General features: G+C 75.2%; 25 protein-coding genes and 1 tRNA gene. 15 read left to right on the forward strand and 11 right to left on the reverse strand.

The window, feature by feature from the left end; genetic code table 11:
* Positions 1-30: 30 nt before the first annotated feature.
* Both ACFV1L_RS29855 and ACFV1L_RS29860 read right to left on the reverse strand, forming a co-directional pair.
* Positions 31-312, reverse strand: a complete 282-nt coding sequence (locus ACFV1L_RS29855; protein WP_380371634.1) for a hypothetical protein — start codon at positions 310-312, stop codon at positions 31-33.
* The gene (locus ACFV1L_RS29860) at positions 309-2186 is read right to left on the reverse strand and encodes a HEAT repeat domain-containing protein (protein WP_380371636.1); all 1878 of its coding nucleotides are present in this window, start codon (positions 2184-2186) and stop codon (positions 309-311) included. The genes ACFV1L_RS29855 and ACFV1L_RS29860 overlap by 4 nt, the downstream gene beginning before the upstream one ends.
* 288 nt (positions 2187-2474) lie before the next feature.
* On the opposite strand from ACFV1L_RS29860, the gene ACFV1L_RS29865 reads away from it, so the two are divergent.
* The 3 genes from ACFV1L_RS29865 (at position 2475) to ACFV1L_RS29875 (ending at position 7778) form a co-directional block, all read left to right on the forward strand.
* Positions 2475-4127, forward strand: a complete 1653-nt coding sequence (locus ACFV1L_RS29865; protein ID WP_380371638.1) for a cellulose binding domain-containing protein — start codon at positions 2475-2477, stop codon at positions 4125-4127.
* Positions 4128-4266: 139 nt separating this feature from the next.
* On the forward strand, positions 4267-6648 hold the full coding sequence (locus ACFV1L_RS29870) for a glycoside hydrolase family 2 protein (protein ID WP_380371641.1): 2382 nt from the start codon (positions 4267-4269) through the stop codon (positions 6646-6648).
* Between the two features lie 164 nt (positions 6649-6812).
* On the forward strand, positions 6813-7778 hold the full coding sequence (locus tag ACFV1L_RS29875; RefSeq protein ID WP_380371644.1) for an ADP-ribosylglycohydrolase family protein: 966 nt from the start codon (positions 6813-6815) through the stop codon (positions 7776-7778).
* On the opposite strand, the gene ACFV1L_RS29880 is transcribed toward ACFV1L_RS29875, so the two are convergent.
* A complete protein-coding gene (locus ACFV1L_RS29880) occupies positions 7745-8647 on the reverse strand; it encodes an aldo/keto reductase (RefSeq protein WP_380371646.1) in 903 nt (300 codons plus the stop codon). The genes ACFV1L_RS29875 and ACFV1L_RS29880 overlap by 34 nt on opposite strands.
* A 327-nt stretch (positions 8648-8974) precedes the next feature.
* Between ACFV1L_RS29880 and ACFV1L_RS29885 the strand changes: the two genes are divergently transcribed.
* The 3 genes from ACFV1L_RS29885 (at position 8975) to ACFV1L_RS29895 (ending at position 11345) form a co-directional block, all read left to right on the forward strand.
* The gene (locus tag ACFV1L_RS29885) at positions 8975-9640 is read left to right on the forward strand and encodes a DedA family protein (protein WP_380371649.1); all 666 of its coding nucleotides are present in this window, start codon (positions 8975-8977) and stop codon (positions 9638-9640) included.
* Positions 9641-9765: 125 nt separating this feature from the next.
* Positions 9766-10449 carry an O-methyltransferase gene (locus ACFV1L_RS29890; protein WP_380371651.1) on the forward strand — a complete coding sequence of 228 codons (684 nt, stop codon included), beginning with the start codon at positions 9766-9768 and terminating at the stop codon, positions 10447-10449.
* Between the two features lie 5 nt (positions 10450-10454).
* Positions 10455-11345, forward strand: a complete 891-nt coding sequence (locus ACFV1L_RS29895; protein ID WP_380371653.1) for a Gfo/Idh/MocA family protein — start codon at positions 10455-10457, stop codon at positions 11343-11345.
* Positions 11346-11415: 70 nt separating this feature from the next.
* Here ACFV1L_RS29895 and ACFV1L_RS29900 read toward each other — a convergent pair whose 3' ends face one another.
* Positions 11416-12504, reverse strand: a complete 1089-nt coding sequence (locus ACFV1L_RS29900) for a hypothetical protein (RefSeq protein WP_380371655.1) — start codon at positions 12502-12504, stop codon at positions 11416-11418.
* A gap of 113 nt (positions 12505-12617) precedes the next feature.
* On the opposite strand from ACFV1L_RS29900, the gene ACFV1L_RS29905 reads away from it, so the two are divergent.
* A tRNA-Leu gene (locus ACFV1L_RS29905) sits at positions 12618-12701 on the forward strand.
* A gap of 99 nt (positions 12702-12800) precedes the next feature.
* Here ACFV1L_RS29905 and ACFV1L_RS29910 read toward each other — a convergent pair.
* Positions 12801-13493 (reverse strand): hypothetical protein, encoded by a 693-nt coding sequence (locus tag ACFV1L_RS29910; protein ID WP_380371658.1) that lies wholly within the window; start codon positions 13491-13493, stop codon positions 12801-12803.
* Between the two features lie 234 nt (positions 13494-13727).
* Here ACFV1L_RS29910 and ACFV1L_RS29915 point away from each other — a divergent pair, with 234 nt between their 5' ends.
* Both ACFV1L_RS29915 and ACFV1L_RS29920 read left to right on the forward strand, forming a co-directional pair.
* Positions 13728-14621, forward strand: a complete 894-nt coding sequence (locus tag ACFV1L_RS29915) for a DUF1963 domain-containing protein (protein ID WP_380371661.1) — start codon at positions 13728-13730, stop codon at positions 14619-14621.
* Positions 14622-14823: 202 nt separating this feature from the next.
* Complete coding sequence (locus ACFV1L_RS29920) at positions 14824-16479, forward strand: PxKF domain-containing protein (RefSeq protein WP_380371663.1); 1656 nt, start codon at positions 14824-14826, stop codon at positions 16477-16479.
* A gap of 48 nt (positions 16480-16527) precedes the next feature.
* Here the strand turns inward: ACFV1L_RS29920 and ACFV1L_RS29925 are convergent, their stop codons facing one another.
* Both ACFV1L_RS29925 and ACFV1L_RS29930 read right to left on the reverse strand, forming a co-directional pair.
* Positions 16528-17469, reverse strand: a complete 942-nt coding sequence (locus ACFV1L_RS29925) for a PaaX family transcriptional regulator C-terminal domain-containing protein (RefSeq protein WP_380371665.1) — start codon at positions 17467-17469, stop codon at positions 16528-16530.
* Positions 17454-18125: a GNAT family N-acetyltransferase gene (locus ACFV1L_RS29930; protein ID WP_380371668.1), complete on the reverse strand. Its 672-nt coding sequence runs from the start codon at positions 18123-18125 to the stop codon at positions 17454-17456. The genes ACFV1L_RS29925 and ACFV1L_RS29930 overlap by 16 nt, the downstream gene beginning before the upstream one ends.
* 116 nt (positions 18126-18241) lie before the next feature.
* Between ACFV1L_RS29930 and ACFV1L_RS29935 the strand changes: the two genes are divergently transcribed.
* Positions 18242-18958 carry a hypothetical protein gene (locus ACFV1L_RS29935; RefSeq protein ID WP_380371671.1) on the forward strand — a complete coding sequence of 239 codons (717 nt, stop codon included), beginning with the start codon at positions 18242-18244 and terminating at the stop codon, positions 18956-18958.
* 99 nt (positions 18959-19057) lie between these two features.
* On the opposite strand, the gene ACFV1L_RS29940 is transcribed toward ACFV1L_RS29935, so the two are convergent.
* Positions 19058-20098 (reverse strand): DsbA family protein, encoded by a 1041-nt coding sequence (locus ACFV1L_RS29940; RefSeq protein ID WP_380371674.1) that lies wholly within the window; start codon positions 20096-20098, stop codon positions 19058-19060.
* 75 nt (positions 20099-20173) lie between these two features.
* On the opposite strand from ACFV1L_RS29940, the gene ACFV1L_RS29945 reads away from it, so the two are divergent.
* Both ACFV1L_RS29945 and ACFV1L_RS29950 read left to right on the forward strand, forming a co-directional pair.
* Entirely contained in the window at positions 20174-20731 is a 558-nt protein-coding gene (locus ACFV1L_RS29945) for a TetR/AcrR family transcriptional regulator (protein ID WP_380371677.1), read from the forward strand.
* Positions 20732-20892: 161 nt separating this feature from the next.
* Entirely contained in the window at positions 20893-21840 is a 948-nt protein-coding gene (locus ACFV1L_RS29950; protein ID WP_380371679.1) for a GNAT family N-acetyltransferase, read from the forward strand.
* Positions 21841-21906: 66 nt separating this feature from the next.
* Here the strand turns inward: ACFV1L_RS29950 and ACFV1L_RS29955 are convergent, their stop codons facing one another.
* Positions 21907-22761: a lysozyme gene (locus ACFV1L_RS29955; RefSeq protein ID WP_380371682.1), complete on the reverse strand. Its 855-nt coding sequence runs from the start codon at positions 22759-22761 to the stop codon at positions 21907-21909.
* A gap of 321 nt (positions 22762-23082) precedes the next feature.
* On the opposite strand from ACFV1L_RS29955, the gene ACFV1L_RS29960 reads away from it, so the two are divergent.
* Positions 23083-23946 (forward strand): metallophosphoesterase family protein, encoded by an 864-nt coding sequence (locus tag ACFV1L_RS29960; protein ID WP_380371685.1) that lies wholly within the window; start codon positions 23083-23085, stop codon positions 23944-23946.
* Here ACFV1L_RS29960 and ACFV1L_RS29965 read toward each other — a convergent pair.
* Positions 23907-24707, reverse strand: coding sequence for a hypothetical protein (locus ACFV1L_RS29965; protein ID WP_380371688.1), 801 nt, complete (start codon positions 24705-24707; stop codon positions 23907-23909). The genes ACFV1L_RS29960 and ACFV1L_RS29965 overlap by 40 nt on opposite strands.
* Positions 24708-24974: 267 nt before the next feature.
* Between ACFV1L_RS29965 and ACFV1L_RS29970 the strand changes: the two genes are divergently transcribed.
* Positions 24975-25541 (forward strand): GNAT family N-acetyltransferase, encoded by a 567-nt coding sequence (locus ACFV1L_RS29970; RefSeq protein ID WP_380371690.1) that lies wholly within the window; start codon positions 24975-24977, stop codon positions 25539-25541.
* 52 nt (positions 25542-25593) lie between these two features.
* Here the strand turns inward: ACFV1L_RS29970 and ACFV1L_RS29975 are convergent, their stop codons facing one another.
* Entirely contained in the window at positions 25594-26004 is a 411-nt protein-coding gene (locus ACFV1L_RS29975; protein ID WP_380371693.1) for a YkvA family protein, read from the reverse strand.
* 187 nt (positions 26005-26191) lie between these two features.
* On the opposite strand from ACFV1L_RS29975, the gene ACFV1L_RS29980 reads away from it, so the two are divergent.
* Entirely contained in the window at positions 26192-26464 is a 273-nt protein-coding gene (locus ACFV1L_RS29980) for a hypothetical protein (RefSeq protein WP_380371695.1), read from the forward strand.
* Positions 26465-26511: the final 47 nt, after the last annotated feature.

The following is a 26511-nucleotide window of genomic DNA, read 5'->3' on the forward strand; positions in this document are numbered from 1 at the left end:
TCCGAGTGGCCGTCAGCAGCTCCTCACGGCTCACAGGCCGCGGATCGCTCCGGCCAGGTCGGGGCCGTACGAGGCCCAGCAGATGACGGACCCGTCCTGGTCCAGGTGCCCCATGAGCCACTCGTCACCGACTCGGGCGAGGCACAGGTCGTGGAAGGCGAGGATGAGGTCGGGCCGCAGGACGTCGTAGTCGGCGGCACCGGGCTGCTCGATGACGACGAGTCGTTCGAGGGGGAGCAGATCCGCTTCGGCGACGCCGGACGCGTCGCGGACCCGCTCGATCGTCCAGCCGTCGGGGAGGTGTTCGTTCACGGTCGCATGGTCGCAGCCGCCGGCTCCGGGGGTGCGGGCGGCCCGGCTTCTCTCCCGGTCGGCGTGGTGAGCAGGGACAGGGCCAGGGTGCGGAGTTCGCGGTCGGTGTGGCCGCCGCCGGTGGGGGCGAGGGGGTGGTCGGGGGCGAGGCGGTGGGGCGAGAAGGCGAGGCCGCGGAGGAGCGGGCGGAGGCTGTCGGGGAGGGGGCCGGCGGCGGCCAGGGAGTGGAGGGCGGACAGGCCGAGCTCGTCGGGGGCGACCAGGGCGGCGAGGACGGGGACGGCCCGGTCGGGGGAGCCGGTGAGGCGGTGGTGGGCGTCGGCGGCGGCGAGGCGCTGGTGCGCGCGGCGGCTGGTGAGGAGGGGTTCGAGCAGCGGGAGGAGGGGTGCGGCCGCCGCGCCCAGGGAGGCCATGTCGGCGGGCTCCCAGGCGGGTTGGGCCGTGGAGGTGAGCAGTTCGCGGAACGCGGCGAGGGCGGGGACGGCGTCGCCGGTGAGGTGATGGTGGGTGACGGCGGCGGCGAGGCGGAGTCCGAGGTCCTCGGCGTCGAGGAGCTCGGGCGTGGCGGTGCCCAGTCGGCGGAGGGTGCGGGCGGCCACGACGGCGGTGTGCCGGTCGCCGGTGCGCAGGCGGGCGAGGAGTTCGGGGACGGCGGCGCGGGCCGGCTCGCCGAGCGTGGGCAGGAGGGCGACCAGGGACGGGTCGGGGTGGTCCGCAGCGGCCAGCCGGCGGCGGACCAGGGGTATCAGCCGGTCGCCGGCGGAAGGCATCAACCGGACGGCTTCGGCGAGGAGTTGCGGATCCGGGTCGGCCGGCAGCAGGTCGAGCGCGCGGGGGTCGCGGGCGCGCAGCAGGCCCAGGAGCGCGGACGGCGAGGCGGCCGCGCGGGCGTGCAGGGTGTCGCGCAGGGCGGCGTGCGGGGCGGGCAGGTGCTCGATCCAGTGGGCGACGGTGCGCAGGCGGGCGGCGCCCCCGTCGCGCTGGTGGGGGAGGGCGGCCACCAGCAGCTCCAGCACTTCGGGTTCGCGGTCGCGCCAGGTCTCGACGATCCGTTCGGCCAGCCAGGAGCCCCGGGTGCCCTCGTCGCCGGCGGCGATCCAGCGGGCGGCGACCGCGAGCGCCGCGTCCGGGTCGAGGGCCAGCAGGTCGGTCAGCCGGGCGTCCAGGTTCCGGCCGTCCGCCCACGGCATGCCCCACGGCGGGCGCGCGCCGTCGGCGGACAGGGCCGAGACGGCCTCCGGCGGGTACGGCGGCCCGTCCCGCTCGGCGATCAGCACCGCCGCGGCCAGGCGCACTTCGGGCCACTCGTGGTCCAGTCCGACCGCCGGGTGCCCGAGTGCGCCGAGGGCCAGTACGGCGTCGGCGCGCACCGGGGGCGCCGGGTCGGACGCGTACCGCGCGGCGACGGGGGAGGCGGCGCCGTCGAGGTCGGGCAGCAGGTCGGCGACGGCCGCGACCACCCGCAGCGCGGCCTGCCGGACCGCCGGGTCGGGGTCGGCCAGGCAGGGGAGCAGGTCGGGCAGGGCGCGGGAGAGTTCGGCGCAGACACCCGCCACCGGGCTGCGCTCCCAGCGGGCCGAGCCGACCTGGTCCGGTTCGTGACCGGCCATCAGGGCCAGGAGCAGCAGCAGGTCCGCCCGGCGGCCGGCGCCGTGCCGGGCGGCGTGGGCCAGGAACGGCACGGCGGGGCCGGAGGCCGGGTAGACGCTGCCCTGGTGGTGGACCGTGCCGAACAGCTCGTGCACCGCCTCGTCGAGCGCCGCCGCGTCCGGCAGGTACAGCGCGCGGATCAGGTCGGGGACGTCCTCGGCCGACCCGTACGCGTGCGACAGGGCGGCCCAGTCGACCTGGTCGAGTGCGTCCGGCGACAGCATGGTGCGTACTCCTCGGGATCGGCTGCCCGCCGACCCTATCCGCAGGCCGGGACGGTGAAAGTTTCAGGGCCGGGCGCCCGCGCGGCCGGCGTGCGGCCGAGGCCGGATGCCTGCCGCCGGCCACGGGGCCTGACGGGCCGCCGGGTCCCGTTGACGGTGCCGGAGGGCGCCCGTACGTTCGGCCCGCCGCTGCCCCGGCCGACCGGCCGGGCCCGTCGGGTCTCGCACCGCCCCGCCGGAGCCGGCGGAGCACCACCCACCCACCCACCCGGGACGAAAGGGAGAAGCGTGCACCACGGACTCCGACTCCGACCCCGACTCCGACTCCGCCCCCGGCGTCGGCGGCGCGTCGACCGCCTGGCGCCGACGGCGTTGCTGCTCGCCGCCGTCCTCGCCGTGACCGGCCTCGCGGTCGGCCGCGCCGGCACCGCGCGGGCCGACCCGGCGGACGCCTTCGCCACCCGGTGCGGCATCCACTTCTGCCTGAACGGCAAGGAGTACTACTTCGCGGGCGCCAACACCTACGACGTGTTCACCTACGGCGGCAGCTACGGCGACACCGAGACGCAGTTCATGGACAAGGCCCGGATCGACGCCCAGTTCGCGCACCTGCAGGCCGACCGGATCGACGTGCTGCGGCTGTGGATGTTCAGCCACGAGGACTGGCACGGCTTCGAGAAGTCCAAGGGCGTCTACGACGAGCAGGAGTTCTCCGAGTTCGACTACATCATCCAGTCCGCGAAGGCCCACCACGTGCGGCTGGTCCCGGTGCTGGAGAACTACTGGGAGGCGTACGGCGGCATCGACACCCGGCTCCGGTGGGAGGGCCTGCCCGGCGGGCAGCCCGGCCGGGCCGCGTTCTTCGACCGGACCCGCTGCCCGGGCTGCTTCACCTCGTACAAGAACTACCTGGACCACGCGCTCAACCGGGTCAACCACTACAGCGGCGTCGCGTACAAGGACGACCCGACCATCTTCGCCTGGGACCTGATGAACGAGCCGCGCTACCAGGACCAGAGCGCCGCCGAGAACGTCAACGGCACCACGCTGCGCGCCTGGGTGGACGAGATGGGCGCGTACGTCAAGTCCATCGACTCCAGGCACCTGCTGGGCGCCGGGCTGGAGGGCCACGGCAGCGGGTACGGCTTCGGCGGCGACGAGGGCAACCCGTTCGTGTACGTGCAGCAGTCGCCGTACCTCGACTACACCTCGGCGCACCCGTACCCGACCGAGTCCTGGGCCGGCCTGGGCGTCGACCGGACCAAGGCGCTGATCCGGTCCTGGATCTCCGACTCGCACGACAAGGTCGGAAAGCCGTTCTTCATGGGCGAGTTCAACGTGAACGGGGTGGACCGGTCGGCCTGGTGGTCGCAGCTCTACCCGGACTTCGAGGCGGCCGGCGGCGACGGCAGCGCGTTCTGGTGGTACGAGGACGCCGCCGTGGACGGCACGTTCGGCGTGCAGTACGGGGCGCCCGAACTGTCCGTGTTCCGCGCCCACTCGGACCGGATGCGCGCCAAGTCCGGCCTGGGCGGCGGCGCTTCCAGCCCGAGTCCGAGCGCCAGCGCCAGTCCCGGCCCCAGCCCGAGCACCAGCGCCGGCAGCCCCTCGCCGGGCGGGAGTTGCGCCGTGCACTACGGCCTCACGGACTGGGGCAGCGGCTTCAACGGGGACGTCACCGTCAAGAACACCGGCAGCACCGCCGTCAACGGCTGGCAGCTGGTGTTCTCCTTCCCCGGCGCGCAGCAGCTGACGAACACGTGGAACGCGGTGGGCGCGCAGTCCGGCCGACAGGTCACTGCCAGCAACCCGAGCGGGTACAACACGGTGATCCCGGCCGGCGGAAGCATCGGCTTCGGCTTCAGCGGCACCTCCACGGCCGGCACCAACGGCGTGCCGACCGCCTTCACGCTGAACGGCGCGGCCTGCAGCACGTACTGACGGCCGGTGGGGTCGCCACCTGCCCCGTTCCGCCCGCCGGGGCGGGCGGGGCGGCGGCCGGACCGGTTCGTGGACACGCCGTTCGGGGCGGGGTTACGGTGCTGCTCGCGCCGCACACCTGCCACCGAGGAGCTGCCGGATGAAGGACACCACCCCGCTCGACCAGGGCTGGAACCTGCACCACGACGGGGAGTCGGTGCCCGCGACGGTGCCGGGCTGCGTCCACACCGACCTGCTGGCCGCCGGCCTGATACCGGACCCGTACCTGAACGCCAACGAACTGGACGTGGCCTGGGTCGGCCGGCAGGACTGGACGTACCGCCTCGACCTGCCGGAGCACCGCAGCGCCCACGAGCGCACCGACCTGGTCTTCGACGGCCTGGACACCGTCGCCACCGTCACCCTCGGCGGCACCGAACTCGGCACCACCCGCAACATGCACCGCCGCCACCGCTTCGACGCCACCGGCCTGGCCGGCGAGTTGACGGTCCGGTTCACCAGCGCCTACACCGAGGCCGAGCGGGTCCGCAGGCTCGTCGGCGACCGGCCGAACGAGTACCCGGAGCCGTTCCAGTACATCCGCAAGATGGCCAGCAGCTTCGGCTGGGACTGGGGCCCGACCCTGCCCACCGCCGGGATCTGGAAGCCCGTCCGGCTCGAACACTGGTCCGTCGCCCGGATCGCCGACGTCCGCCCGCTGGTCACGGTCGACGGCACCACCGGCCGGGTCGAACTGCACCTCACCGTCGAACGCACCGCCACCGGCGCCGGCCGCCCGCTCACCGCCCGCGCCACCGTGGCCGGCGCGCACGCCGAGGCCGAGTTCGACGGCGACCGCGCCGTGCTCGTGCTGACGGCCGACGACGTCGCGCTCTGGTGGCCGCGCGGCCACGGCGCACAGCCGCGCCACGAACTCGCCCTGACGCTGGCCGACGGCGACCGGCAACTCGACGCCTGGCAGCGGCAGATCGGCTTCCGCACGGTCGAACTGCACCGCACCCCCGACGCCACCGGCACCCCCTTCACCCTGGCCGTCAACGGCCGGCCGCTGTTCGTCCGCGGCGCCAACTGGATCCCCGACGACACCCTGATCACCCGCGTCACCCCCGCCCGCTACCGCACCCGGCTGCTCCAGGCCGTCGACGCCAACATCGACCTGATCCGGGTCTGGGGCGGCGGCATCTACGAACAGGACGCGTTCTACGACCTGTGCGACGAACTCGGCCTGATGGTCTGGCAGGACTTTCCGTTCGCCTGCGCCGCCTACCCCGAGGAACAGCCGCTGCGCGGCGAGATCGAGGCCGAGGCCCGCGACAACGTGGTCCGCCTGATGCCGCACCCCTCGCTGGTGCTGTGGAACGGCAACAACGAGAACCTGTGGGGCTTCCGCGACTGGGGCTGGGAGGAGAAGCTCAACGGCGACTCCTGGGGCGAGGGCTACTACCTCGGCCTGCTGCCCCGGATCGTCGCCGAACTCGACCCCACCCGCCCCTACTGCGCCGGCAGCCCCTGGTCCGGCAGTTGGGACCACCACCCCAACGACGTCGACCACGGCACCCACCACTCCTGGGACGTGTGGAACCGTCAGGACCACGCGGAGTACCGCGCCACCGTCCCCCGGTTCGTCGCCGAGTTCGGCTGGCAGGCCCCGCCCACCCACGCCACCCTCCGCCGCGCCCTCCCCGACGAGACCCTCGCGCCCGACTCGCCCGGCATGCTGCACCACCAGAAGGCCGGCGACGGCAACGGCAAACTCCGCCGCGGCCTGGAGCGGCACTTCGACGTGCCCGCCGACTTCGACCGCTGGCACTACCTCACCCAGGTCGTCCAGGCCCGCGCCGTCGCCACCGGCATCGAACACTGGCGCTCCCACTGGCCGCACTGCGCCGGCACCGTCGTCTGGCAGCTCAACGACTGCTGGCCGGTCTCCTCCTGGGCCGCGATCGACGGCGACGGCCGGCCCAAGCCCCTGCACCACGAACTGCGCCGCCTCTACGCCGACCGGCTGCTCACCCTCCAGCCCGCCGACCGCGACGGCCCGCCCCGGGCCGCCCTGGTCAACCAGTCCGCCCGGCCCTGGACCACCGCCCTCCGGCTGCGCCGCCTGGACGCCGACGGGAACCTCCTCGCCGACAGCACCGCCGAGGTGACCGTCGAGCCGGGGACGGTCCGCCGACTGGCGGTGGAGACCGGGTCGGAGAAGGAGTACCTGGTGGCCGACGCGGACGGCCTGCGGGCCGTCCACTTCCCCGTCCCCGACCGGGACTTCCCCTACCCGCGGCCGGAGTTCGACCTCGACCTGACGGACGCCGGGGACGGCGCGGTGGACGTCCGGATCACCGCCCGCACCCTGCTCCGGGACCTGCTGCTCCAGCCCGACCGCCTGCACCCCGACGCCACCGCCGACCGGGGCCTGACCACCCTGCTGCCCGGCGAGCAGGTCACCCTCCGGGTGCGCGGAGCCGGCACGCCGGACGCCGAGCAGGTCAGGGCCGCGCTGTACTGCGTCGAGCCGTCCTGAACCCGCCGGCGCCACGGCGGGCTGACGGCGGCACACGGCGCAGTCAGCCCGTCGCGGCACCGGCTTCCACCAGGACCTGCGCCGGCTGCCGAAGGTCTGACGACCCGTCGGGTACCGACGGCGGCCGCGGAAATCCGGTGTGGCCCCGGGGCGCCGGTGCCAGGATGGCCCGCATGACGACCACCACCACCGCCCGGCAGGCTGCGCGCGACGCCCTGGAGGGGGTGGCGCTCGGCGACGCCTTCGGCGAACGCTGGTTCGGGCGGTTCCGCCCGCCCGCCGAGGCGATCGAGCAGATCAAGGCCCGCCGGGCGCCCGAGGAATCGCCCTGGCACTGGACGGACGACACCGCGATGGCGCTCGCCGTCCACCGCGCCCTGATCGACCAGGACGGCATCAACCGCACCCAGCTGGCCGCGATGTTCGGCGCCACCTTCCTCGCCGACCCGGCCCGCGGCTACGGCTACGGCATGACCCGGCTGCTGCCCGTCCTCGCCGAACGCCCCGAGCGGTGGGTGACCGAGGCCCGCGAACTCTTCGACGGGCAGGGCAGCCTCGGCAACGGCGCGGCCATGCGCGTCGCCCCGCTCGGCGCCTGGTTCGCCGAGGACCTCGACGAGGTCGTCGAACAGGCCGGCCGGTCCGCCGAGGTCACCCACACCCACCCCGAGGGCATCGCCGGGGCCGTCGCCGTCGCGGTCGCCGCCGCCCTCGCCGCCCGCAGCAGGCTGCTCGGCGACGGCCCGGACGGCGCGGACCTGCTGCGCGAGGTCGCCGCCCGCACCCCGGACGGGGCGATCCGCGACGGCGTGCTCGCCGCCGTCGCCCTCTCGCCCGGGACGGCGCCGTGGCGCGCCGCCGACCTGCTCGGCAACGGGCAGCGGATCCGCGCCTCCGACACCGTGCCGTTCGCGCTGTGGTCCGCCGCCCACCACCTGGACAGCCTCACCGACGCGCTGTGGACCACCGCGGAGGGCCTCGGCGACGTCGACACCACCTGTGCCATCACCGGCGGCGTGGTCGCCGCCCGCACCGGCCTGGCCGACGTCCCCGCCGACTGGCTCCGGCGCCGCGAGGCCCTCCCGGCGTGGGTGGCTCAGCCGACCGGGCCGTCCAGCAGCGCCAGCTGAGCGTCCGTCAGGCGCAGCGCCGCGGCGGCCAGGTTCTCGGCCAGGTGGGCGGGGTTCGTGGTGCCCGGGATGGCCAGGACGTGCGGGCCGCGGTGCAGCGTCCAGGCGAGCCGGACCTGCGCCGCGGTGGCGTCCAGTTCGGCGGCCACCGCGGCGACCCGGCGGTCCTGCTCGGCGACCGCCGCGGCCTCCCGGTGCAGGCCGGAGATCGCGAAGAACGGGACGAAGGCGATGCCCAGTTCGGCGCAGAGGCCGAGCACGCCGTTCTCCTCCGCCCGCCGCCAGTCCAGGCCGAAGGAGTTCTGCACGCACACCACCGGCGCGATCTCCCGCGCCTCCCGGATGTGCTCGGCGCGGACGTTGGACAGCCCCAGGTGCCGGACCAGCCCGGCCTCCCGCAGCTCGGCGAGCGCCCCGAAGTGCTCGGACACCGAGTCGCAGCCGGGCCCGTTGCGGCGCAGGTTGACCACGTCCAGGCAGTCCCGGCCGAGCTGGCGCAGGTTCTCCTCGACCTGGCCGCGCAGCTCGTCCGGCCGCGCCATGGTCTGCCACTCGCCGGACGGGGTGCGGCCCGGGCCGACCTTGGTGACCACCGTCACCGGGCTCCCGCGCCAGGAGGCGACCGCCCGGTTGATCAACTCGTTGGCGGAGCGCAGCGGGGAGAAGTAGAAGGACGCCGTGTCGACGTGGTCCACGCCCTGCTCGAACGCGCTGTGCAGCAGCCGGACGGCGTGTCCGCGGTCGATCGGCGGGCCGTCCGAGTTGCCCATCATGCCGTTGCCGGTGAGCCGCATCGCGCCGTAGCCCAGCCGGTTCACCGTCAGGTCACCCAGCCGCCAGGTGCCTGCCGCCGCCGCTGCCGTGGTCATGGTTCCTCCCCGAGGTCGTGCCGTCCGGTGACGGAGTATGGGGTCCGCCCGGGGCCCGGGAACAGGCCCGGCGGGTGCGCCGAACATCACCCTCGGACCGGGAACGAACCGGGCCGGTTCGGGAGTTGGACGCAGTGCGGGTGAGCGGGTGGGGAGCCCGGTGGAAGCGGCCGCCGACGGCCGCCGGGGGAGGCGCTCGGCGTGCGCCCCGGGAGCGGCTAGGCTGGCCCGGCCTCGGCTCTTCACCGGGGTTTTCCCGTGCGCCGCCCGCGTGCCGGCCGCCTGTCCATCGCCCCGACTGCCCTGCCCCGACGGAGGTACTCCGCCTTGCACCTCGACCAGTGGATCGAGAGCGTTCCGCCGACCTCGGTGTACGTGATCATCGGACTGATCATCGGCCTGGAGAGTCTCGGCATCCCGCTGCCCGGAGAGATCGCCCTGGTCTCCTCCGCGCTGCTCGCCGCCAAGGGCATCGTCAGCCCGTGGGGCGTCGCGGGCTGCGCGATCGCCGGTGCGATCATCGGCGACTCGATCGGCTACGCGATCGGCCACAAGGGCGGCCGGCCGCTGTTCGAGAAGCTCGGCCGCCGCTTCCCCAAGCACTTCGGGCCCGACCACCTGGCCACCGCCGAGCGGGCGTTCCACCGCTGGGGCATGTGGGCGGTCTTCTTCGGCCGCTTCGTCGCGCTGCTGCGGATCTTCGCGGGCCCGCTGGCCGGCACCCTGCGGATGCCGTACTGGAAGTTCCTGATCGCCAACGTGCTGGGCGGCGTGGTCTGGGCGGGCGGCACCACGCTGCTGGTCTACCAGGTCGGCAAGGTCGCCGAGGAGTACCTGCAGGGCGCCTCGTACATCGGCCTCGGCGCGGCCGCCGTGTTCGGCGTCGGCTCGGCGCTGGTGCTCAAGTGGCGGGCGAAGAAGTCGCGCGCCGAGCACCCCGAGCAGTCCGGCGGCAAGAGCGGCGAACCGCTCGCCGAGACCCTCACCGACTGACCGCCGACGAGAACCCGATCGAGACCGCCTCGTCCCCGAGGACGCGGCGGTCTCGTCGTGTTCGGGGCCACCGGACGCGGGGCAAGGAGTAGGGTCGCACCGCCAAGCGATCACGGAGGTGGGGAATGACCGTGCAGGAGAACCCGATGCAGCTGTGGACCGCGGTGGACGACTACGTCGCCGCCCGGCTGATCGGCGAGGACGAGGTGCTGGACGCGGCCGTCGAGGCCGCCGACCGGGCCGGGCTGCCGCAGATCGCGGTGGCCGCCAACCAGGGCAAGCTGCTGAACCTGCTGGCCCGCATGCAGGGCGCCCGGCGGATCCTGGAGATCGGCACGCTGGCCGGCTACAGCGCGATCTGGCTGGCCCGCGCGCTGCCCGCCGACGGCACCCTGACCACGCTGGAACTCGACCCGGCGCACGCCGAGGTCGCCGTCGCCAACCTGGAGCGGGCCGGCCTCGGCGACCGCGTCGAGGTCCGGGTCGGCGCCGCCCGCGACACCCTCCAGCAGCTCACCGAGGAGGGCGTCGAACCGTACGACCTGGTGTTCGTGGACGCCGACAAGGCCAACATCCCGCACTACGTGGAGGCGTCGCTGGCCCTCACCCGGCCCGGCTCGGTGTTCGTGGTCGACAACGTGGTGCGCGACGGCGAACTCGCCGACGAGCAGAGCACCGACGCGGCGGTGCGCGGCGTCCAGCAGCTGCACGAGCTGATCGCCGGCGACAAGCGGCTGGACGCCACCACCGTGCAGACCGTCGGCAGCCGCGGCTACGACGGCTTCACCCTGATCCGGGTCGAGGGCTGACGGCCGTGCGGATCGGACTGCTCGGCACCGGCCCCTGGGCGGGCCTGGTGCACGCCCCGGCGCTGGCCGCCCACCCGGACGTCGAGTTCACCGGAATCTGGGGCCGCCGCCCCGAGGCCGCCGCCGAACTCGCCGCCGCGCACGGCGTCCGCGGGTACCCGACCGTGGACGAGCTGCTCGCCTCGGTGGACGCCGTCGCCATCGCGCTGCCGCCGGACGTCCAGGCCGAGTACGCGGTGCGCGCCGCCGCCGCCGGAAAGCACCTGCTGCTGGACAAGCCGGTCGCCGCCACGGTGGACGCCGCCCGCGCCGTCGAGGACGCGGCCGCCGCGTCCGGCGTCGCCTCGGTGGTGTTCTTCACCGTCCGGTTCGGCACCAAGCAGGCCGAGTGGATCGACGAACAGTCCGACCGCGGCGGCTGGTTCACCGCGCACTGCCACTGGATCGGCTCGGTGTTCACCACCGACAGCCCGTACGCCGCCTCCCCCTGGCGGCAGCAGAAGGGCGCGCTCTGGGACGTCGGCCCGCACGCCCTGTCGGTCCTGCTGCCCGTCCTCGGCGACGTCGAGCGGGTCACCGCCGCGCCCGGCCCCGGCGACACCGCGCACCTGATCCTCCGTCACGCGGGCGGCGCCTCCAGCACCGTCACGCTCAGCCTGACCGCCCCCGCCGAGGCCTCCGCGAACGGCGCGGGCGTCGAGCTGCGCGGCACGGCCGGCGTCACCGGCCTGCCCGACCGGGACGGGCCGCCCACCGCCGCGTTCGGACGGGCGGTCGACGCGCTGCTGGCCGCCGCCGCGACCGGCACCCCGCACCCGTGCGACGTCCGCTTCGGGCGGCGGGTGGTGGAGGTGCTGGCGCAGGCCGAGGAGCAGCTGCTGGGCCGGCACCGCTGATCGACGGCCCGTCAGGGCTCGGCGTCCCGCCGGGTCCTGGCGTCCCGGCTCGGCCGGGCCGGGCGTTCCGTCAGGGGTTGGCGGGGCGGCGGTCGGCCGGGCGGCGCGGCGGGATCGGGGTGGCGGGGAAGTCCCGCGGCCCCGTCCACAGCGCCGGCACCGCGTCCGCGCGGCGGGCCAACTCGTAGGCGATCTCCTCGTAGTTGACCCGCCAGCCGCGGAAGTGCGGCCAGGCCTCGCGCACCGGGCGCTCCAACCGCAGCCCGGCGGCCGTCACCCACGCCACCGCCGCGTCGAACTCCTCGAAGGTCAGCCGGATCGGCCCGTCCGGGTCCGGGTCCGCCTCGAACGGGATCCGCAGCGCGGTCGCGATGTCGCGCAGCGCCGTGAACCCGGCGCGCAGCAGCAGCCGCGCCTCCGGCGGGGCCGAACGGGGGTTCAGCGCCAGCTGCATCGCCGCCGCGTCCATCACCGCGATCAGGCCCACCACCCAGCTGCGGTACGGCTGCGGGGAGCGGAACGAGATCAGCACCGGGTAGTTGGAGTGGCCCTCGCCGAGGTCCGCGGCCAGCCGCTCCCAGTCCCGGTACAGCTCCGGCAGCTCGCTCTCCGTCCCCACCAGGGTCTGCCGGGCCAGCAGCTCCGGCCCCCAGGCCGGCTCGCCCGCCCGCGACTGCAGCAGCGTCACCTCCAACTCCCGCCGGTTGTACGCCCCGTACAGGGTCGGCAGGTAGGCGATCAGCAGCGCGATGATCAGCGGCCCGTTGGCCGCCGCCAGGAAGTCGATCACCGACAGGTGCAGGCGGTCGCCGCTGGCGAAGCCCAGCGTGAACAGGCTCGACCCGGCCTCCCGGAACGCCACCCTCCACGGCAGCTCGGACGTCCCCACCAGCAGCATGGTGTACGCCACCAGCGTCGACAGCAGCCAGCACCCCAGCATCCCCAGCAGGATCAGCGGCGCCAGCCAGGTCTGCGCCCGGTCGATCGCCCGGTACCCGCCGAACGGCGCCGCGACCGCCCGGACCACGCGCCGCAGCACCGACCACAGCCGGATCACCAGCGCCGAGTACAGGCCGCGCGGCACCACCAGCGTCCGCAGGATGCTGCCCGCCGTCGCCGCCAGCAGCACGGCCCCGGCCACGGTGAAGATCACTCTCATGTCGGCCATTGTGACGCCCCGCGGCAAGGGGGTGGGCGGAGGCCCCCGGGACATGCGGTAAGCTTCTCAACAGGTCGAACGAAGCGAAACCGCAGAAAGCGACCAACACCCATGCGCGGGTGGCGGAATAGGCAGACGCGCTGGATTCAGGTTCCAGTGCCCGAAAGGGCGTGGGGGTTCAACTCCCCCCTCGCGCACGGCGAAGCCCCGCAGATCTCCGGATCTGCGGGTCTTTCTCGTTCCCCCGCCCGGACGGCCCGCGCCGACGCGACGTCGGACCACGCCGCGGGCGTCGTTCAGGATCCGCCGACGGCCGCGCCGTAGCCGGTCGAGCCGTTCAGCAGCCGGTACCAGGTGCGCGGGTCGTCCTCCGCGATCCGGCGGGCTGCGGCCAGCAGCGGGCCGGCCTGCGGCAGGTGGCGGGGGTGCTCCAGGGGGAAGGCGGTCTGCACGGTCCGCCGCACCTCCGGTTCGTCGCAGGCGGTGAAACATACGGCCGCGGCCAGCCACAGCCGTGGCCACAGGTCGGTCAGCGGGTCGACGTTCGCCCGGGCCCGCCCCACGGCCTCGGCGAGCTGCTCCCGCGCCCGCCCGGGATCGGTCCGCGCCAGCTCCCGCAGGGCGTCGAACGGCACCGGCTCGTGCCGCACCGCGACCCAGTACGCGGCGCTGCAGGCGTTCGCCCTGTGTGCCCAACTCCCCTCGCCGGCCGAGCGCAGCAGGGCGGCGAGGGTGGCCCGGCTGCCGATCGCCGCGATCAGCGGATGCACCAACTGACTGGTTGCGCACCGCTCCAGGACCAGCAGGCGAAGCACCCGGCCGGCGAGCCGCGCGGTCCGCGCCCGGTCCGCCGCCAGGGCCTCGCCGAGGAGGAGGCGGGCGGACTCCACCTGCTCGTGGCTCCCCTGGTCGCGCCGTCCCCCGACATCGGCCAGCAGGGCCGCGAACGCATCGAGCGCGGACGCGAGTTCGGCATCCGGGTCGGTCATCGGCGCCTCCTCGGCGGCAGGTTCGGAGACACGAGGGTAGCCGGGCCGGCCGGGGCGGCTCAGGTGCCGGGCCCTCGGCGCCCCGGCCGACAGTGCCGGACGGCTTGTCGGTCGCCGGCTCGGGCCGGAGTCCGGGCAGGGGCGCTGTCGTGCGTCGGGGATACGCTGCCTGCCGGATCCATGCCGTCCGATTCCTGGCGCCGCGTCAGGAGCTGCCCGAGGGAGTTCGTTCCGATGGTGCGTACCACTCCGCCCCGCCCGCTGGATGTCGAAGGGCGGTTCCCCGAGGTGGGGCCGCTGCGGCGGGAGGCGGTGCGGCTGCACCCCAGGCGCGGGGAGCCGGGGCCGGGGGAGAGTTCGCTCGGCGGCCCGGTGCGGTGGCCGCGCACCGAGCCGTGGCCGCACTGCACGGACGACCACCCGCGGGCCGGGTACGCGCCGCCGCGCGGTGCGGGCCCCGTTCCGCTGGTGCCGGTGCTGCAGCTGCTGGCCGCCGACGTGCCCGAACTGCCGTACCCGGAGGGCACGGACGTGCTGCAGGTGCTGTGGTGCCCGTTCGACCACGAGGAGGGGTACGCGCCGCGGCCGGAGGTGTACTGGTGGGACGGCTCCCGCGCCGACCTCGCCCCGGCCGACCCGCCCCGCCCGGACGGCGCGCACTCCTCGTACCTGCCCGAGCCGTGCGTCCTGCACCCCGAGCGGGTCGCCGACTACCCGTCCTGGGACCTGCCGGAGAGCCTGTCCGAGGAGTTGGCGGACCGGTTCGAGCAGGTCGAGGAGGAGACCGGCTGGTCGTACGAGTACCACCTGTCGGTCGCGGACGGGACGAAGGCCGGCGGCTACCCCACCTGGAGCCAGGACCCGGACTGGCCCGACTGCCCGGAGTGCGGGGCGCGAATGGAGCACCTGCTGTCCGTCGCCAGCGCCGAGTTCGACGGCGAGACCTGGCGCACCTGGCTCCCGGTCGAGGACGCCCCGGCCGTCGGCGAGATCTGGGACCTGCCGTACGAGGAGCGGGCGGCGGTCCAGCGCGCGGCGGACCTGATGATCGGCGACATGGGCGGCCTCCACCTGTTCACCTGCCCGCGCTGCCCCGACCGCCCGTACGCCCACCGCGCCAGCGCCTGACGGGAGCGCGGAAGGAGCACCGTCGGGGCGTCAACCACGGGACGTGTGACGCGAGTTGTGCGGACACGCGGTCTGGTGCGAAGCGCCCCGGTGCGCCAGGCTGGTCCCGAGGGCTCCCCCCTGCACCCCGCACCCCCACAGTCCCCACGGCGCACCGCGGGACGGTCCCCGGACGGTGCGCCGAGCAGAGAGGTGGAGTCACATGACAGCGCTCCCCAGCGGGCGGGCCGGATCGCCGGGCCGTCCTCGAGGGTTGCGGCACCGGGCCGCGGTCGCCTCGGCGGCCGGCGCGCTCGGAGCCCTCACCGCGGTCGTGCCGGTGTCCTCGGCGCACGCGGCCGACGAGGCCCCGGCGCACCGCCTGGTCTGGATCGCCAACTCGCGCGCGAACTCGGTCACGGCCTACGACCCGGCGACCGCCTCGGCCGTCGCCACCGTGCCGGTCGGCGCCTACCCCCAGGCGGTGGCGGTCTCCCCGGACGGCGGCGAGGCGTACGTCGTCAACAACGGCAGCGACACGGTGTCCGTGATCGACACCGCCACCGGCGCGGTCGCCTCGACGATCCCGGTCGGCCGGCTGCCCGGGCCGGTGGCGTTCTCCCCCGACGGGACGCACGCGTACGTCGGGCACTACGTGAGCGCGCGGGCCGGCGGCGTCGACGTCATCGACACGGCGACCCGGACGGTCACCGCCACGGTGACCGTCGGCAGCCAGCCGTTCGGCATCGCCGTCGCTCCCGACGGCGCCCACGCGTACGTCGCGAACCTGATCGGCGGCTCGGTCTCGGTGATCGACACGGCCACCAACAGCCTGAGCGAGACCATCGTCGACAGCCGGGCCCGGATGCCGGCCGCGGTGGCGGTCTCGCCCGACGGCGGCCGGGTCTACGCGGCGAACTACGCCAGCAACAACGTCTCGGTGATCGAGACCGCCACCAACACGGTCAGCGGCGTCGTCCCCGTCGGGGCCGGTCCCGGCGGGGTGTCGGTCACCCCGGACGGCGCGCACGTCTACGTGGCGAACCAGAACGAGGACACGGTGTCGGTGATCGACACGGCGAGCGGACCCGGCGTCACCGACACGGTCGCGGTCGGCGCCACCCCCGTCGGCGTGCTCGTCGACCCGGCGGGCGGCACCGCCTTCGTGGCCAACAGCCGCGCCGGCACGCTGTCGGTGATCGACACCGCCACCCGGACCGTCACCCGTACGGTCGACACCGGCAGTGCCCCGTACGGCCTGGCCGTCGCCACCGTCGCGCCCGCCGTGACCGGGGTGCGGGCCGGCCACGGGCCCCAGGCGGGCGGCAACACCGTCACGATCGTCGGCACCCACCTGGCCGGCGCCCGGCAGGTGCTGTTCGGCACCACACCGGCGACCGGCGTCACCGTGGTCAACGACTCCACCCTCCGGGCGACCGCCCCCGCCCGGCCCGGCGGCGCCGTCGACGTCACGGTGACCACCCCGGCCGGCACCAGCACCCCCGCCGCCGGCGCCCGGTACACCTACGAGTACCCGTTCGGCGGCTTCCGGCCGCCGGTCGCCGACCCGCCCGCCGTCAACCGGATGAACGCCGGCCGGGCGGTCCCGGTGACGTTCGGCCTCGGCGGCGACCGCGGCCCCGACGTCATCGCCCGCGACTACCCGACCGTGACCCGCGTCGACTGCGCCACCGGCACGCCGCTCGACCCGCCCGTGCCCGCCGCCACCGCCGGGGACGGCGCACCGCGGTACGACGCGGCCGCCGGTGCCTACGGCTACCGGTGGAAGACCGACCGGGCCTGGGCCGGCAGCTGCCGGCTGTTCACCCTCGGGTTGAACGACGGCACCCTGCACACCGCGCTGTTCCGGTTCAGCTAGCCACCCGGACGGCGGCGCCCGCCCCGCGGAGCGGGCGCCGCCGATCAACTACCTGCGGAGGCCGTCCCGTTCGGGCTCCTCGGGCGCGGCGAACGCCTCGTCGTAGAGGCGGAACAGGCGCGGAACCGGGGCGGCGGCGCGTTCCGCGGGGAGCGCGCCCAGGGCGGCCCAGCACGCGCGGGCGAGCCGGCGGGCGCGGCGGCCGGGCCAGGGCCGGGGGAGGAGCTCGGGCGGCAGCAGCGGGTCCGGGGTCATGGCCGTGCTGAACGCGGCGGCGAGCTCCAGGGCCGCGGTGATCCGCTCGGCCCCGGACGGGCCCGGCCCGTCGGCCCACCGGGCCGGCCGGCCGGCACCGGCCGCGGCGTGCGCCGCGAGATCCTCGTACCGGGCGGCGATCGCGTCCAACGGCCAGAGCGCGGCCGCCAGTTCGGCCGGATCGGAGACGCCGCCCACCCGCAGGTCGGTGCTGGTGAGGAAGGTGACCGAGCCGAGGGCGTCGAGCTGCCGGGCCCGGGCCTCGACCAGGCCGGCGATCGGATTGGCGGCCACGTACAGCCCGCCCTGGAGGGGCGCCGCGCCCAGGTGCAGCAGGGTCCCGCGCAGCGCGTCGCGGACGGCGCGGCGCTCCTCCGGCACGGCGAACGCGAACAACCGCCAGACGCCGTCCCAGGGTTCGAGCCCGGCGTCCTGCCGGTAGGCGTACCGGACATGGTCGGCGTCCGGGGCGAGGGCGCCGGTCGCGGCATCGGACACGGCCCGCAGGACGGCCCGGCGCCCCCGCCCGTCCTGCCGGAACCGCTCCTCGGCGACCAGGCGTTTGACGCACAGTCGGACCTGCTGGTCCGTCATGCCGAGGAGGCCGGCGACGCGGTAGAGCTCGGCGGCGTCCACCGTCCCGTCCTCGCGGACCAGGGCGTGCACCAGCAGCCGGGTGGGGATCTCCGGCCGCCGGACGCGGTCGGCCCCACGGGCGGTCAGAGGCCGGGACACGGCGCGGCTCCTCCTCGGCCGGCGCCGTCGGGCACGACGGACCGGTGCATGGCGGTGACGGCTCCGAAACCCATCGGGCCCCGCAGGAACGAGGTCCGACGGGTGTGCAGGGCACGGAAGCCGTGCCGGGTGTACAGGGCGCGGGCCCGCGGGTTGGTGTCGACCACGTCCAGCCGGATCCGCGTGCAGCCGTTCTCGGCCGCGACGGCCGCGATCTCGCCCAGGAGCAGGCCGCCGATGCCCGCGCCCCGGTGCGCCGCCGCCACGCAGATGCCGTCCATGAGGAGTTCGGCCCCGGCGGGCTCCCGGTCGAGCAGCGCGAGCAGGGCCAGCCGGGGCAGCCCCGCCGCGAGGCCGTACGCGGACAGCACGTCGCGCGCCGAGCCCCCGGTCAGGCCGCGCCCCGCGAGCCGGTAGCCGGCGACGCCGACCACCCGGCCGGTGCCGTCGAGCGCGACCACGCCCCGGTCGTGGTGCAGGTGCGCGGCCAGGAACGCCCGGCCGCGGTCGGGCGGGCCGAGCGCGGGCCCGAGTTTGCGCCCGAACGCCTCCCAGTACAGGGCGGCGACCTGCTGCTCGGCGCCCACCGGGATCCCCCGGCGCAGCGCGGGCCCGGCCGGGCCGCCCCCGGTCGCGGACTCCTCCGGTGTGCTCATGGCATCCCCTCTCCCGCGCCCGATCCGGTCCCCGGTGGACCGATCGCCCATATTACGATCGAATGGCTGACGATCGTTTGCAGTTCGACGGTTTCATCTGGAGGGGGAGTGCCGACATGACCGACAAGGGCACGGCGATCACGGTCCGGCAGCGGACCACGGACCGCGTGCTGGTGGCGGCCGGGTTCCCGGTCCTCGGGGCCGCGGCCGGATACCTGCTGAAGCTCCTCGCGCACCGGGCGGTGTCCTGGCCGTGGATCCCCTGGCGGGGGCCGGTGGAACTGCTCGACCGGGCACCCGAACCGGCGGCGACCGTGGGCAGCCTGCTGGTCGGGGCGTTGGTCGGCGGCGTCATCGTGCTGATGGCCGAACACGGCTACGTCACCGTCACCGTGGAGAGCGACCGGATCACGACCGCTCGGGGCGGCTCCAGTCGGAGCGCGCCCAGGGCGGCGGTCAGCGGGGTGTTCGCCGACCGCAAGCGGCTGGTGGTGCTCGGCGAGCAGGGCGAGGAACTGATCGCCGAGTACCGGAGCGAGGGCGCGGACCTGCCGCCGGTCGACCGGCTCGCCGAGGGCTTCCGGGCCCACGGCTACCCGTGGCTCCCGGACGGCGACCCCTACCGGGAGGCGTACCGCCGCTGGGTCGAGGACATGCCGGGCCTGCCGGCCGGCGGCGACGCGCTCCTCAAGGCCCGGGCCGCCGCGCTGAAGAAGGACGACGAGAAGGACGCCGCGGAACTGCGCGGGGAACTGGCGAGGCTCGGCGTGGTCGTCGACGACCGGGACGGCCGCCAGTGGTGGCGCGACACCCGGCCGCCGGGGCGGGCCTGACCCGGCGACCCGGCAGGACCGAGGCGGCGACCCGGGCGGCCCTGACGCGGCGCCCCGGGCGGGCCCGTGCGGCGACGGTCCGCCCGGGGCGGCGCCGTCTCAGCTCGCGTACTCGGGCGTCATGGCGGCCGCCAGCGAGAGGTGGACGGCGGCCTCCGCCGTCCGGCCCTGCCGGGTCAGGGTGCGGCCGAGCAGCAGCCGGGCGAAGGAGTCGTCCGGCGATTCGGCGACGATCTCTTCCAACAGGCTCGCCGCCCGGCCGAGTTGGGCCGAGGCGAAGTACGCGCGGGCGGCCAGCAGCCGCACGCCGGGCTCGTCGCCGTGCTCGGCCAGCAGCGGCCGGAGCAGGGTCAGCGCGCCCAGCGGGTCGCGCCTGTCGAGCAGCGCGTCGGCGTACCGGAGCCGCTCGACCTCGGCCGGGAGCCGCCGCTCGGGCTGCCCGGCGGAGTCGCGGAGGAAGGCGGTGACCGTCTCCGGCGACTGGGCGCCGGCCAGGGCCCGGCCGCCCACGACCAGGGTCGGGGAGGTGGCGACGCCCCGGGCCCTGCCGATCAGCAGCAGCTCCTTCACCTCCTGGTCGCCGCCGCCGGCCGCCAGCAGCGCGGCGGCCTCCGGGAACCCGGCTTCGGCGGCGAGCTGCTCCAGGGTCTCGGCGTGGCCGATGTCGCGGCCCTCGGTGAAGTGCGCCTTCATGACGGCTTCGGCCAGGGCGTGCTGCAGGGCGGCGCCGCCGTGCCGGCGGGCGAGGACGAGCAGCCGGTGCGCGTCGTGGCTGCTGGCGCGCCAGGCGGCGCCCCAGCGGGGGCCGAGCCCCTCGGCGGCGGCGATCTCGGCGACCCGGGGCGCCTGCTCCCCGGGGGCGGTCCCCGGCGTGCACGCCTGTCCGTCGCCGTCGCCGTCGCCGTCGCCGCAGTCGCTGTCGCTGTCGCGTTCGGCGGGGATGCCGAGGCCCTTGAGCAGTTGCTCCTTCGTCGACCCGTCGTGCGGGACGGACGGGACGGGTGTCGTCGGATCGATGCGGAACGGTCGCCACACCACCTCGACGGGTTCGCCGTCCCAGCCGGCGAGGGCCCGGTCCAGTCGTCGTTTGCCGATGTAGGCCCAGGGGCAGACCGGGTCCGCCCAGATCTCGATGCGCATGCCGACGACAGTAAGCGACACCCGTCGGTTAAGCAACAAGTGTCGTTTACACGACGGGTGTCGTACATTGAGCCCATGAACCTGGACGACCCCCGCGTACAGCGCACCCGAGCCCGACTCCGGGACGCCTTCCTGGAGTTGGCCGCCGAACAGGACCTGGACGCGATCACCGTCTCCGCAGTGGCCAAGCGCGCCGGCATCAACCGCGCCACCGTCTACCAGCACTACCCGGACGCGGACGCGCTGGTGGTGGACGCGATGGACGGCGAGGTCGCCGAGGTCGCCCGGGCGGTCCGGCTGTGCCCGGCCGACGCGCCGCCCGGCAGCACCCCCGGCGCCCTGGTCGGGCTGTTCGAGCACATCGCGGCCCGGGCGGCCGTCCACCGGCGCGTCCTCGGCGACCAGGGCAGCGCCGGCTTCGCCGGCCGGATGCGCGAGCAGGTGACCGCCGCCCTGACCGAGCGGTTCCGCGAGGGCGCGCGCCCCGCGGGATTCGACGACGTCCCCGCGGACCTGCACGCCGCCTACCTGGCCGGCGCACTGCTCGGCGTCGTCACGCACTGGATCACCGCCGAGCACCCGGCGCCCCCCGCCGACGTGGCCGCTGCGTTCTGGCGGCTCTTCCGCTCCTGACCGGCGCCGCACCGCTCCTGACCGGCGCCGCACCGCTCCTGACCGGCGCTCAAGGGGGAGGGCCCCGAGGGCGCGTGCGAAAACCCGTTGGGGCGGGAGCGTCGGAACGGGTAGAAAGGCCGGGTTTGCCACCGCAGTCGACAGTGGAGGAGGGGGACGTCATGGCACTCCCGGAGGGAATGACCGTGCGGCCGGCAGGACTCGGTGACGCCGAGGCCGTGTGCGCGCTGCTCAACCAGGTGGACGAGATCGAAGTGGGGCGCGCGTTCACGGAGTTGCACGAGGTCGAGGAGGACCTCGGCCATCCGTCGGTGGACCTGGAGCGCGACTCGTGGCTGCTGTACGACGCCGACGGGCAGCTGGTCGGGTACGGCATCGTGCGGGACCGCTCGGCGGGGGAGCGGATCGACCTGGACCAGTACCTGCTGCCGGGGCACACCGGGTCGGGGCTGCACCTGTTCGAGCTGATGGAGGCGCGCGGCGCCGAACTCGCCCGCGGCAACGGCGCCGACCGGGCCGTGCTGCACCTGATGCTGACGGCCGAACCGACCGTCGACACCGGGGCGTTGGCCGGCCGGGGGTGGCGGACGGTGCGCCGGCACCACGTGCTGACCCGCGCGGTGGACCCGATGACCGACCCGTTCCCGGAGGCCCCTGCGGGCCTGCGCCTGCGGGTCTGCGCCACCGAGGAGGACCGGCGAGCCGTGCACCGGCTGCTCCAGGAGACCTTCGCCGAGCACTACGACTTCCGGCCCCGCAGCTACGAGGAGTGGTGCGAGGACATCGGCGCGGGCAGCGCCGACTGGTCGCTGGTGTGGATCGCCGAACTCGACGGGCACGGCGACGTCGCCGTGCTGCGCACCCGGGCGGACCGGGCCGACCAGGCGTGGGCGTCGAACATCGGGGTGCTCGCCGCGCACCGCGGCCGCGGCCTCGGCGCCCACCTGCTGCGGTACTTCTTCGCGTTCTACGCGGAGCGCGGCCACACCCGGGTCGGCCTCGGGGTGGACACCGAGAACGCGACCGGCGCGCCGGCGCTGTACCGGGACAACGGGATGGAGCTCGACTTCGCCGTCGACACCTGGGAGTTGGTGGTCCCGGCGCGCTGAGGCGCGGGGCCGCCCGCGGCCGGAGCGGGGTGGATTCCGGCCGCGGGCGGGAGGACCGACGGGGCGTCAGCCGTTGGCGAGGGCCTGGACGCGGTCCAGGGCGCCGTTGAAGTAGTTCTGGTCGCCGGGCAGCGTGCCGGAGTCGGCGTACTGCCAGATGGTCTGGTAGGACCAGCCGGCCGGCAGGGTGCCGACCGAGGAGGCGTAGCGGGCGATCCAGAGCGGGTTGGTGGTGCCGAAGGAGCTGTTGTTGCCGGTGCAGGTGGTCCACCAGTCGGTGGTGGTGTAGATCACCGGGTAGCGGCCGGTCTTGGTGTGCACGGTGTTGGAGAAGTCCCGGATCCAGCTGACCATGCCGGCCTGGCTCAGGCCGTAGCAGGTGGCGCCGTAGGGGTTGTACTCGATGTCCAGGGCGGGCGGCAGGGTCTTGCCGTCCTTGGACCAGCCGCCGCCGTGCGAGACGAAGTACGCGGCCTGGGTGGCGCCGGAGGAGGCGTTGGGCAGCGCGAAGTGGTACGCGCCGCGGATCATGCCGACGTTGTAGGAGCCGTTGTACTGCTGGGCGAAGTACGGGTTGGTGTAGCCGGTGCCCTCGGTGGCCTTGACGTAGGCGAACCGGCCGCCGTTGGCGTAGGCGGTGCTCCAGGCGACGTTGCCCTGCCAGCCGGAGACGTCCATGCCCTTGGTCTGGGTGACGGCCAGGGCGGCAAGGGAGTTGGCGGTGGAGGCGGAGGTGTCCTTGCCCTCGTGCGCGGCGACGGTGGAGCCCGCGTAGTCGCGCTCGGGGTGGAAGTCGGCGGGGGTGCTCGGCCTGGCGGCCTGGGCGGGGCCGGCGGCGGCGATCGCGCCGGCCAGCAGGGCGGCGGACGCGACCGCGGTGGCGGTCCGGCGGAGCATGCGGCTGGTGCCGGTAGCGGGCATGACGAGTCCTCAGTGGGGTGAAGAGCGGCCGGGTTTCGGCCGCTGCGGAGAAGATATAGTCATGGACCCGTCAGTCAACAGAGTGTTGAATCAACACATCGTCAGAAAGTATGTAGAGCGAACAAACATAGCTGCGCCCACTGAACACCCGGGGTTCCGACGGATGTTGACGGAGCGACAGGAAGCGGTTCCGCTGGCGCCGCCGAGGGGGCCGGAGGTAGCGTGTCAACGCGCGTCCCCCTGCCGGGACGCGCCGGCGGACGGAACAGGTGCACCGGCGGACGGAAGTGGCGCGCCGGCGGAGACGGAACGGGGGGAGCGATGGCGGACGGACGCCTGCTCGCCGTCAGCGACCTCCACGTCGGCGTCACCGAGAACCGCCCGGTGCTCGACGCGCTGAAGCCGACCGGCCCCGACGACTGGCTGATTGTCGCCGGTGACGTCGCCGAACGGGTCGACGCCGTCGAAGCCGCCCTGGGCGTCCTCGCGGAGCGCTTCGCCAAGGTGATCTGGACGCCCGGCAACCACGAACTGTGGACCACCACGCACGACCCGGTCGCGGTCGACGCGCCCGAGCGCTACCGGCTGCTGGTCGAGCGCTGCCGCGCACTCGGCGTCGCCACCCCCGAGGACCCGTTCCCCGTCTGGCAGGGCCCCGACGGCCCGTACGCCGTCGCCCCCGTGTTCACGCTGTACGACTACAGCTTCCGGGTGCCGGGCGTGCACACCAAGGCCGAGTCGCTGGCCCGCGCCCGCGACAACGGCGTGGTCTGCACCGACGAGTTCCGGATCGACCTCGGGCCGTACGCGGGCATCGAGGACTGGTGCCGGGAGCGCGTCGCGGCCACCGAGAAGGCGCTTTCCGCGCACGATCCGGAGCTGCCGCTGGTCCTGGTCGGCCACTGGCCGCTGGACCGCCGGCCCACCGACGTCCTGCACTACCCCGACTTCGCCCAGTGGTGCGGCACCGAGCTCACCGCCGACTGGCACCGCCGCTTCAACGTCGCCGCCGTGGTCTACGGGCACCTGCACATCCCCCGCACCACCTGGTACGAGGGCGTCCGGTTCGAGGAGGTCTCGCTCGGCTACCCCCGCGAGTGGCGCCGCCGCGGCCACCCGCGCGGACTGCTCCGCCAGATCCTGCCCTACCCCGGCCCGCCCGAGCGGCCGGTCCCCGCGCCCTGACCGTCCGCGCGCCGCCCGTCGGGATCGGCGTCGGCGCGCCCGTCCGGTGGGGCGGGCTCCGGAAGGCGGTCGGCGGCTTCCAGGACCGGGACGGCCGGGCCCGGATCGGGCAGCACCCGGTTGGTCACGACGGTCGAATCGGGCTCCACGCCCATCTCGCGCATCGCGGCCGTGGCGTTCAGCCGATCCCGCGTCTCCGGGTCCGCGACCCGGTCGATCCAGCCCCGCAGCTTCTCGATCAGATGGTCCCGCTCGATCTGGGCGTCGAGGCGGTCGTCCTGCTCGGCGAGGTGCCGGCGGCTCCGGTTGGTGTGGACGGCCAGCGCTCCGCCGACGGTCGTGATCAGCGCACCCGCGAGGCTCGTGATCAGGGGCACCGAGACCGGCGCCCCGCTGCTCGCGTGCAGCACAGCGATGACGGCTCCGGTGAGAACCACGCCCGCACCGCTCGCCATCGCCACCACGCTCAGCAGGAACATGATCTCGTTCTGCCGGAGCGCCTGCCGGTAGGCGGCCATGCGCAGCCTCTGGCGCTCGACGGCCAGACTCGAGTGGACGGCCGCCGCCGCCTCGTGGTTCGGGACGTGGTTGAAGACGACGTCCCCGCGGATGTCGCCACCGACGGCGACCGCCCCGTCGGCCGCGTGGATCCCCAGGTCGCGACCGACTGCGAGGCCGGTGGAGTCCGCGTCGGCCTCCACGCGGACGTGGTGGGCCCCGTCGGCGGCCCTTTCCCGGCGCCGGCCGAAGAATCCGGGCATGCCCCTCCTTGGTCGCCTTTCGAACGCCGCCCGGACAGCAGCCCGGCGGCGGGCTCAGCCGGGACATTGCCGGTGACCCGGGGATCGAAACCCCGCTCCGGCCGCCGGCCTTCGTGGAACGGGACCGCTCATCGGACGACTTCTCGGTGGACGCGCGTCCCGGTCGGGCCGGCGCCCCGACGTTCGGGCGCGGCGGGGCCGTTGTGGCACGATGGCCGTTCCAGCACCCGAACCGCCGCGGCCGCCCGGCCCGAAGGAGCGCACCCGATGACCGCCGAGCCGACCGCCGCCCGCACCGCCGCCCCGGCCGCCTCCGCGCCCTCCTTCCGTCCGGCCGGGGCGCGGGACGTGCCGGCGGTCGTCGCGCTCGTGGAGTCGGCGTACCGGGGCGAGGCCAGCCGGGCCGGCTGGACCACCGAGGCCGACCTGCTGGACGGGCAGCGCACCGACGAGGCCGCCGTGGCCGAACTGCTGGGCCGCGCCGAGTCGGTGGTCCTGCTGGCCGAGCAGGACGGCCGGCTGCTGGCCTGCTGCCACGTCGAACGGCGCGGCGCCACCGGCTACTTCGGCATGTTCTCGGTCTCCCCGGCGGCCCAGGGCGGCGGCCTCGGCCGCCGGGTGCTGGCCCGCGCCGAGGAGTGGGCCCGGGACGCCTGGGGCGTGGCGGCGATGGAGATGACCGTCATCGAGCAGCGCGCCGACCTGATCGCCTGGTACGAGCGCCGCGGCTACGCCCGCACCGGCGTGTACGAGCCGTTCCCGTACGGCGACGAGCGGTTCGGCATCCCGCTCCGCCCCGACCTGCGCTTCGAGAAGCTGCTCAAGTCGCTGTAGCCGCCCGGGCGGTGGCGTCAGCCGTGGGCGGGCCGGCCGGGGTGGTGCGGCGTCAGCCGTCCGCGGGCAGTTCGCCGACGGCGCCGCCCTCGCCGCGGCGGGTCCACTCCACGTACCGGCCGGACTCCCGGGTCAGGCCCACCAGGAACCACAGCAGCAGGCCGGTGTCGTCGCTCCAGCCGAGCACCGGGAGGAAGTCCGGGATCGCGTCGATCGGGCTGACCAGGTACACCGCGACGGCGAACGCCAGCACCAGCAGCTTGCCCGGGCCCACCCCGGGGTAGCGGCGCAGCAGCACGTCCCGGCACAGGCGCGGCAGCGCCCCCAGCCGGGCCGCCAGCCCGGGCGCGCCCGGCCGCCGGGTCTCCCGGTACAGGCCCCACGCGGAACGCGACACCGCCAGGCCGTCCAGCCCGCGCACCCGCGCCGCCGCCGTGCCCTTCGACGCCCTGCCCTTGCCCACGCGGTCCTCCCTGCGAGCCGTCCGACTTCCTTCCACGGTACGGGACCGGCCGGGGCGCACCGGGTCCGGTACCGGACCGCTACCCGTCCGTGACGCTCCCGGTGCGCCCGCCGCCGAACGGTGACATCTGCGCCGGCACCGGCGGTGCGGGCGTGCGGGGCGGGGCGGTGGGTCCGAAGCTGGCCGCATGACGACCAGCAGCAACACCAGCACCGGCACCGGCACCGCGGGCGGGGCGGGCGCGGCCGACGAACCCCTGGTGCGGATCGCGGAGTTCCGCACCGACAGCCGCTACCGCCTCGTCCACTTCAAGGACAGCGGATGGATGCCGCTCGCCCCCGAGGAGTTCGAACCGGAGGTGAGACAGCACTTCCCCGACCTCGACCCGCACGATCCGGTCCGGGTGCACTGGGACGACCGCCCCTGGCAGTGGCCGGCCTGGCACCCCGGCGAGGCCTGAGCCGCAGGCCGCGGAACCCGCCCGGGCGGGCGGCGGGACGACCGTCC

Origin of the sequence: Kitasatospora sp. NPDC059646, from assembly GCF_042734615.1 — a bacterium.
Lineage (GTDB): Bacteria > Actinomycetota > Actinomycetes > Streptomycetales > Streptomycetaceae > Kitasatospora.

Coding starts and splice junctions, on each gene's coding strand:
- ACFV1L_RS29860 (WP_380371636.1), bottom strand. CDS start 2,186: ATGCTGTCGCCGGACGCACTCGACCAGGTCGACTGGGCCGCCCTGTCG.
- ACFV1L_RS29870 (WP_380371641.1), top strand. CDS start 4,267: ATGAAGGACACCACCCCGCTCGACCAGGGCTGGAACCTGCACCACGAC.
- ACFV1L_RS29875 (WP_380371644.1), top strand. CDS start 6,813: ATGGCCCGCATGACGACCACCACCACCGCCCGGCAGGCTGCGCGCGAC.
- ACFV1L_RS29880 (WP_380371646.1), bottom strand. CDS start 8,647: ATGACCACGGCAGCGGCGGCGGCAGGCACCTGGCGGCTGGGTGACCTG.
- ACFV1L_RS29890 (WP_380371651.1), top strand. CDS start 9,766: ATGACCGTGCAGGAGAACCCGATGCAGCTGTGGACCGCGGTGGACGAC.
- ACFV1L_RS29900 (WP_380371655.1), bottom strand. CDS start 12,504: ATGAGAGTGATCTTCACCGTGGCCGGGGCCGTGCTGCTGGCGGCGACG.
- ACFV1L_RS29910 (WP_380371658.1), bottom strand. CDS start 13,493: ATGACCGACCCGGATGCCGAACTCGCGTCCGCGCTCGATGCGTTCGCG.
- ACFV1L_RS29915 (WP_380371661.1), top strand. CDS start 13,728: ATGGTGCGTACCACTCCGCCCCGCCCGCTGGATGTCGAAGGGCGGTTC.
- ACFV1L_RS29920 (WP_380371663.1), top strand. CDS start 14,824: ATGACAGCGCTCCCCAGCGGGCGGGCCGGATCGCCGGGCCGTCCTCGA.
- ACFV1L_RS29930 (WP_380371668.1), bottom strand. CDS start 18,125: ATGAGCACACCGGAGGAGTCCGCGACCGGGGGCGGCCCGGCCGGGCCC.
- ACFV1L_RS29935 (WP_380371671.1), top strand. CDS start 18,242: ATGACCGACAAGGGCACGGCGATCACGGTCCGGCAGCGGACCACGGAC.
- ACFV1L_RS29940 (WP_380371674.1), bottom strand. CDS start 20,098: ATGCGCATCGAGATCTGGGCGGACCCGGTCTGCCCCTGGGCCTACATC.
- ACFV1L_RS29945 (WP_380371677.1), top strand. CDS start 20,174: ATGAACCTGGACGACCCCCGCGTACAGCGCACCCGAGCCCGACTCCGG.
- ACFV1L_RS29950 (WP_380371679.1), top strand. CDS start 20,893: ATGGCACTCCCGGAGGGAATGACCGTGCGGCCGGCAGGACTCGGTGAC.
- ACFV1L_RS29955 (WP_380371682.1), bottom strand. CDS start 22,761: ATGCCCGCTACCGGCACCAGCCGCATGCTCCGCCGGACCGCCACCGCG.
- ACFV1L_RS29960 (WP_380371685.1), top strand. CDS start 23,083: ATGGCGGACGGACGCCTGCTCGCCGTCAGCGACCTCCACGTCGGCGTC.
- ACFV1L_RS29965 (WP_380371688.1), bottom strand. CDS start 24,707: ATGCCCGGATTCTTCGGCCGGCGCCGGGAAAGGGCCGCCGACGGGGCC.
- ACFV1L_RS29970 (WP_380371690.1), top strand. CDS start 24,975: ATGACCGCCGAGCCGACCGCCGCCCGCACCGCCGCCCCGGCCGCCTCC.
- ACFV1L_RS29980 (WP_380371695.1), top strand. CDS start 26,192: ATGACGACCAGCAGCAACACCAGCACCGGCACCGGCACCGCGGGCGGG.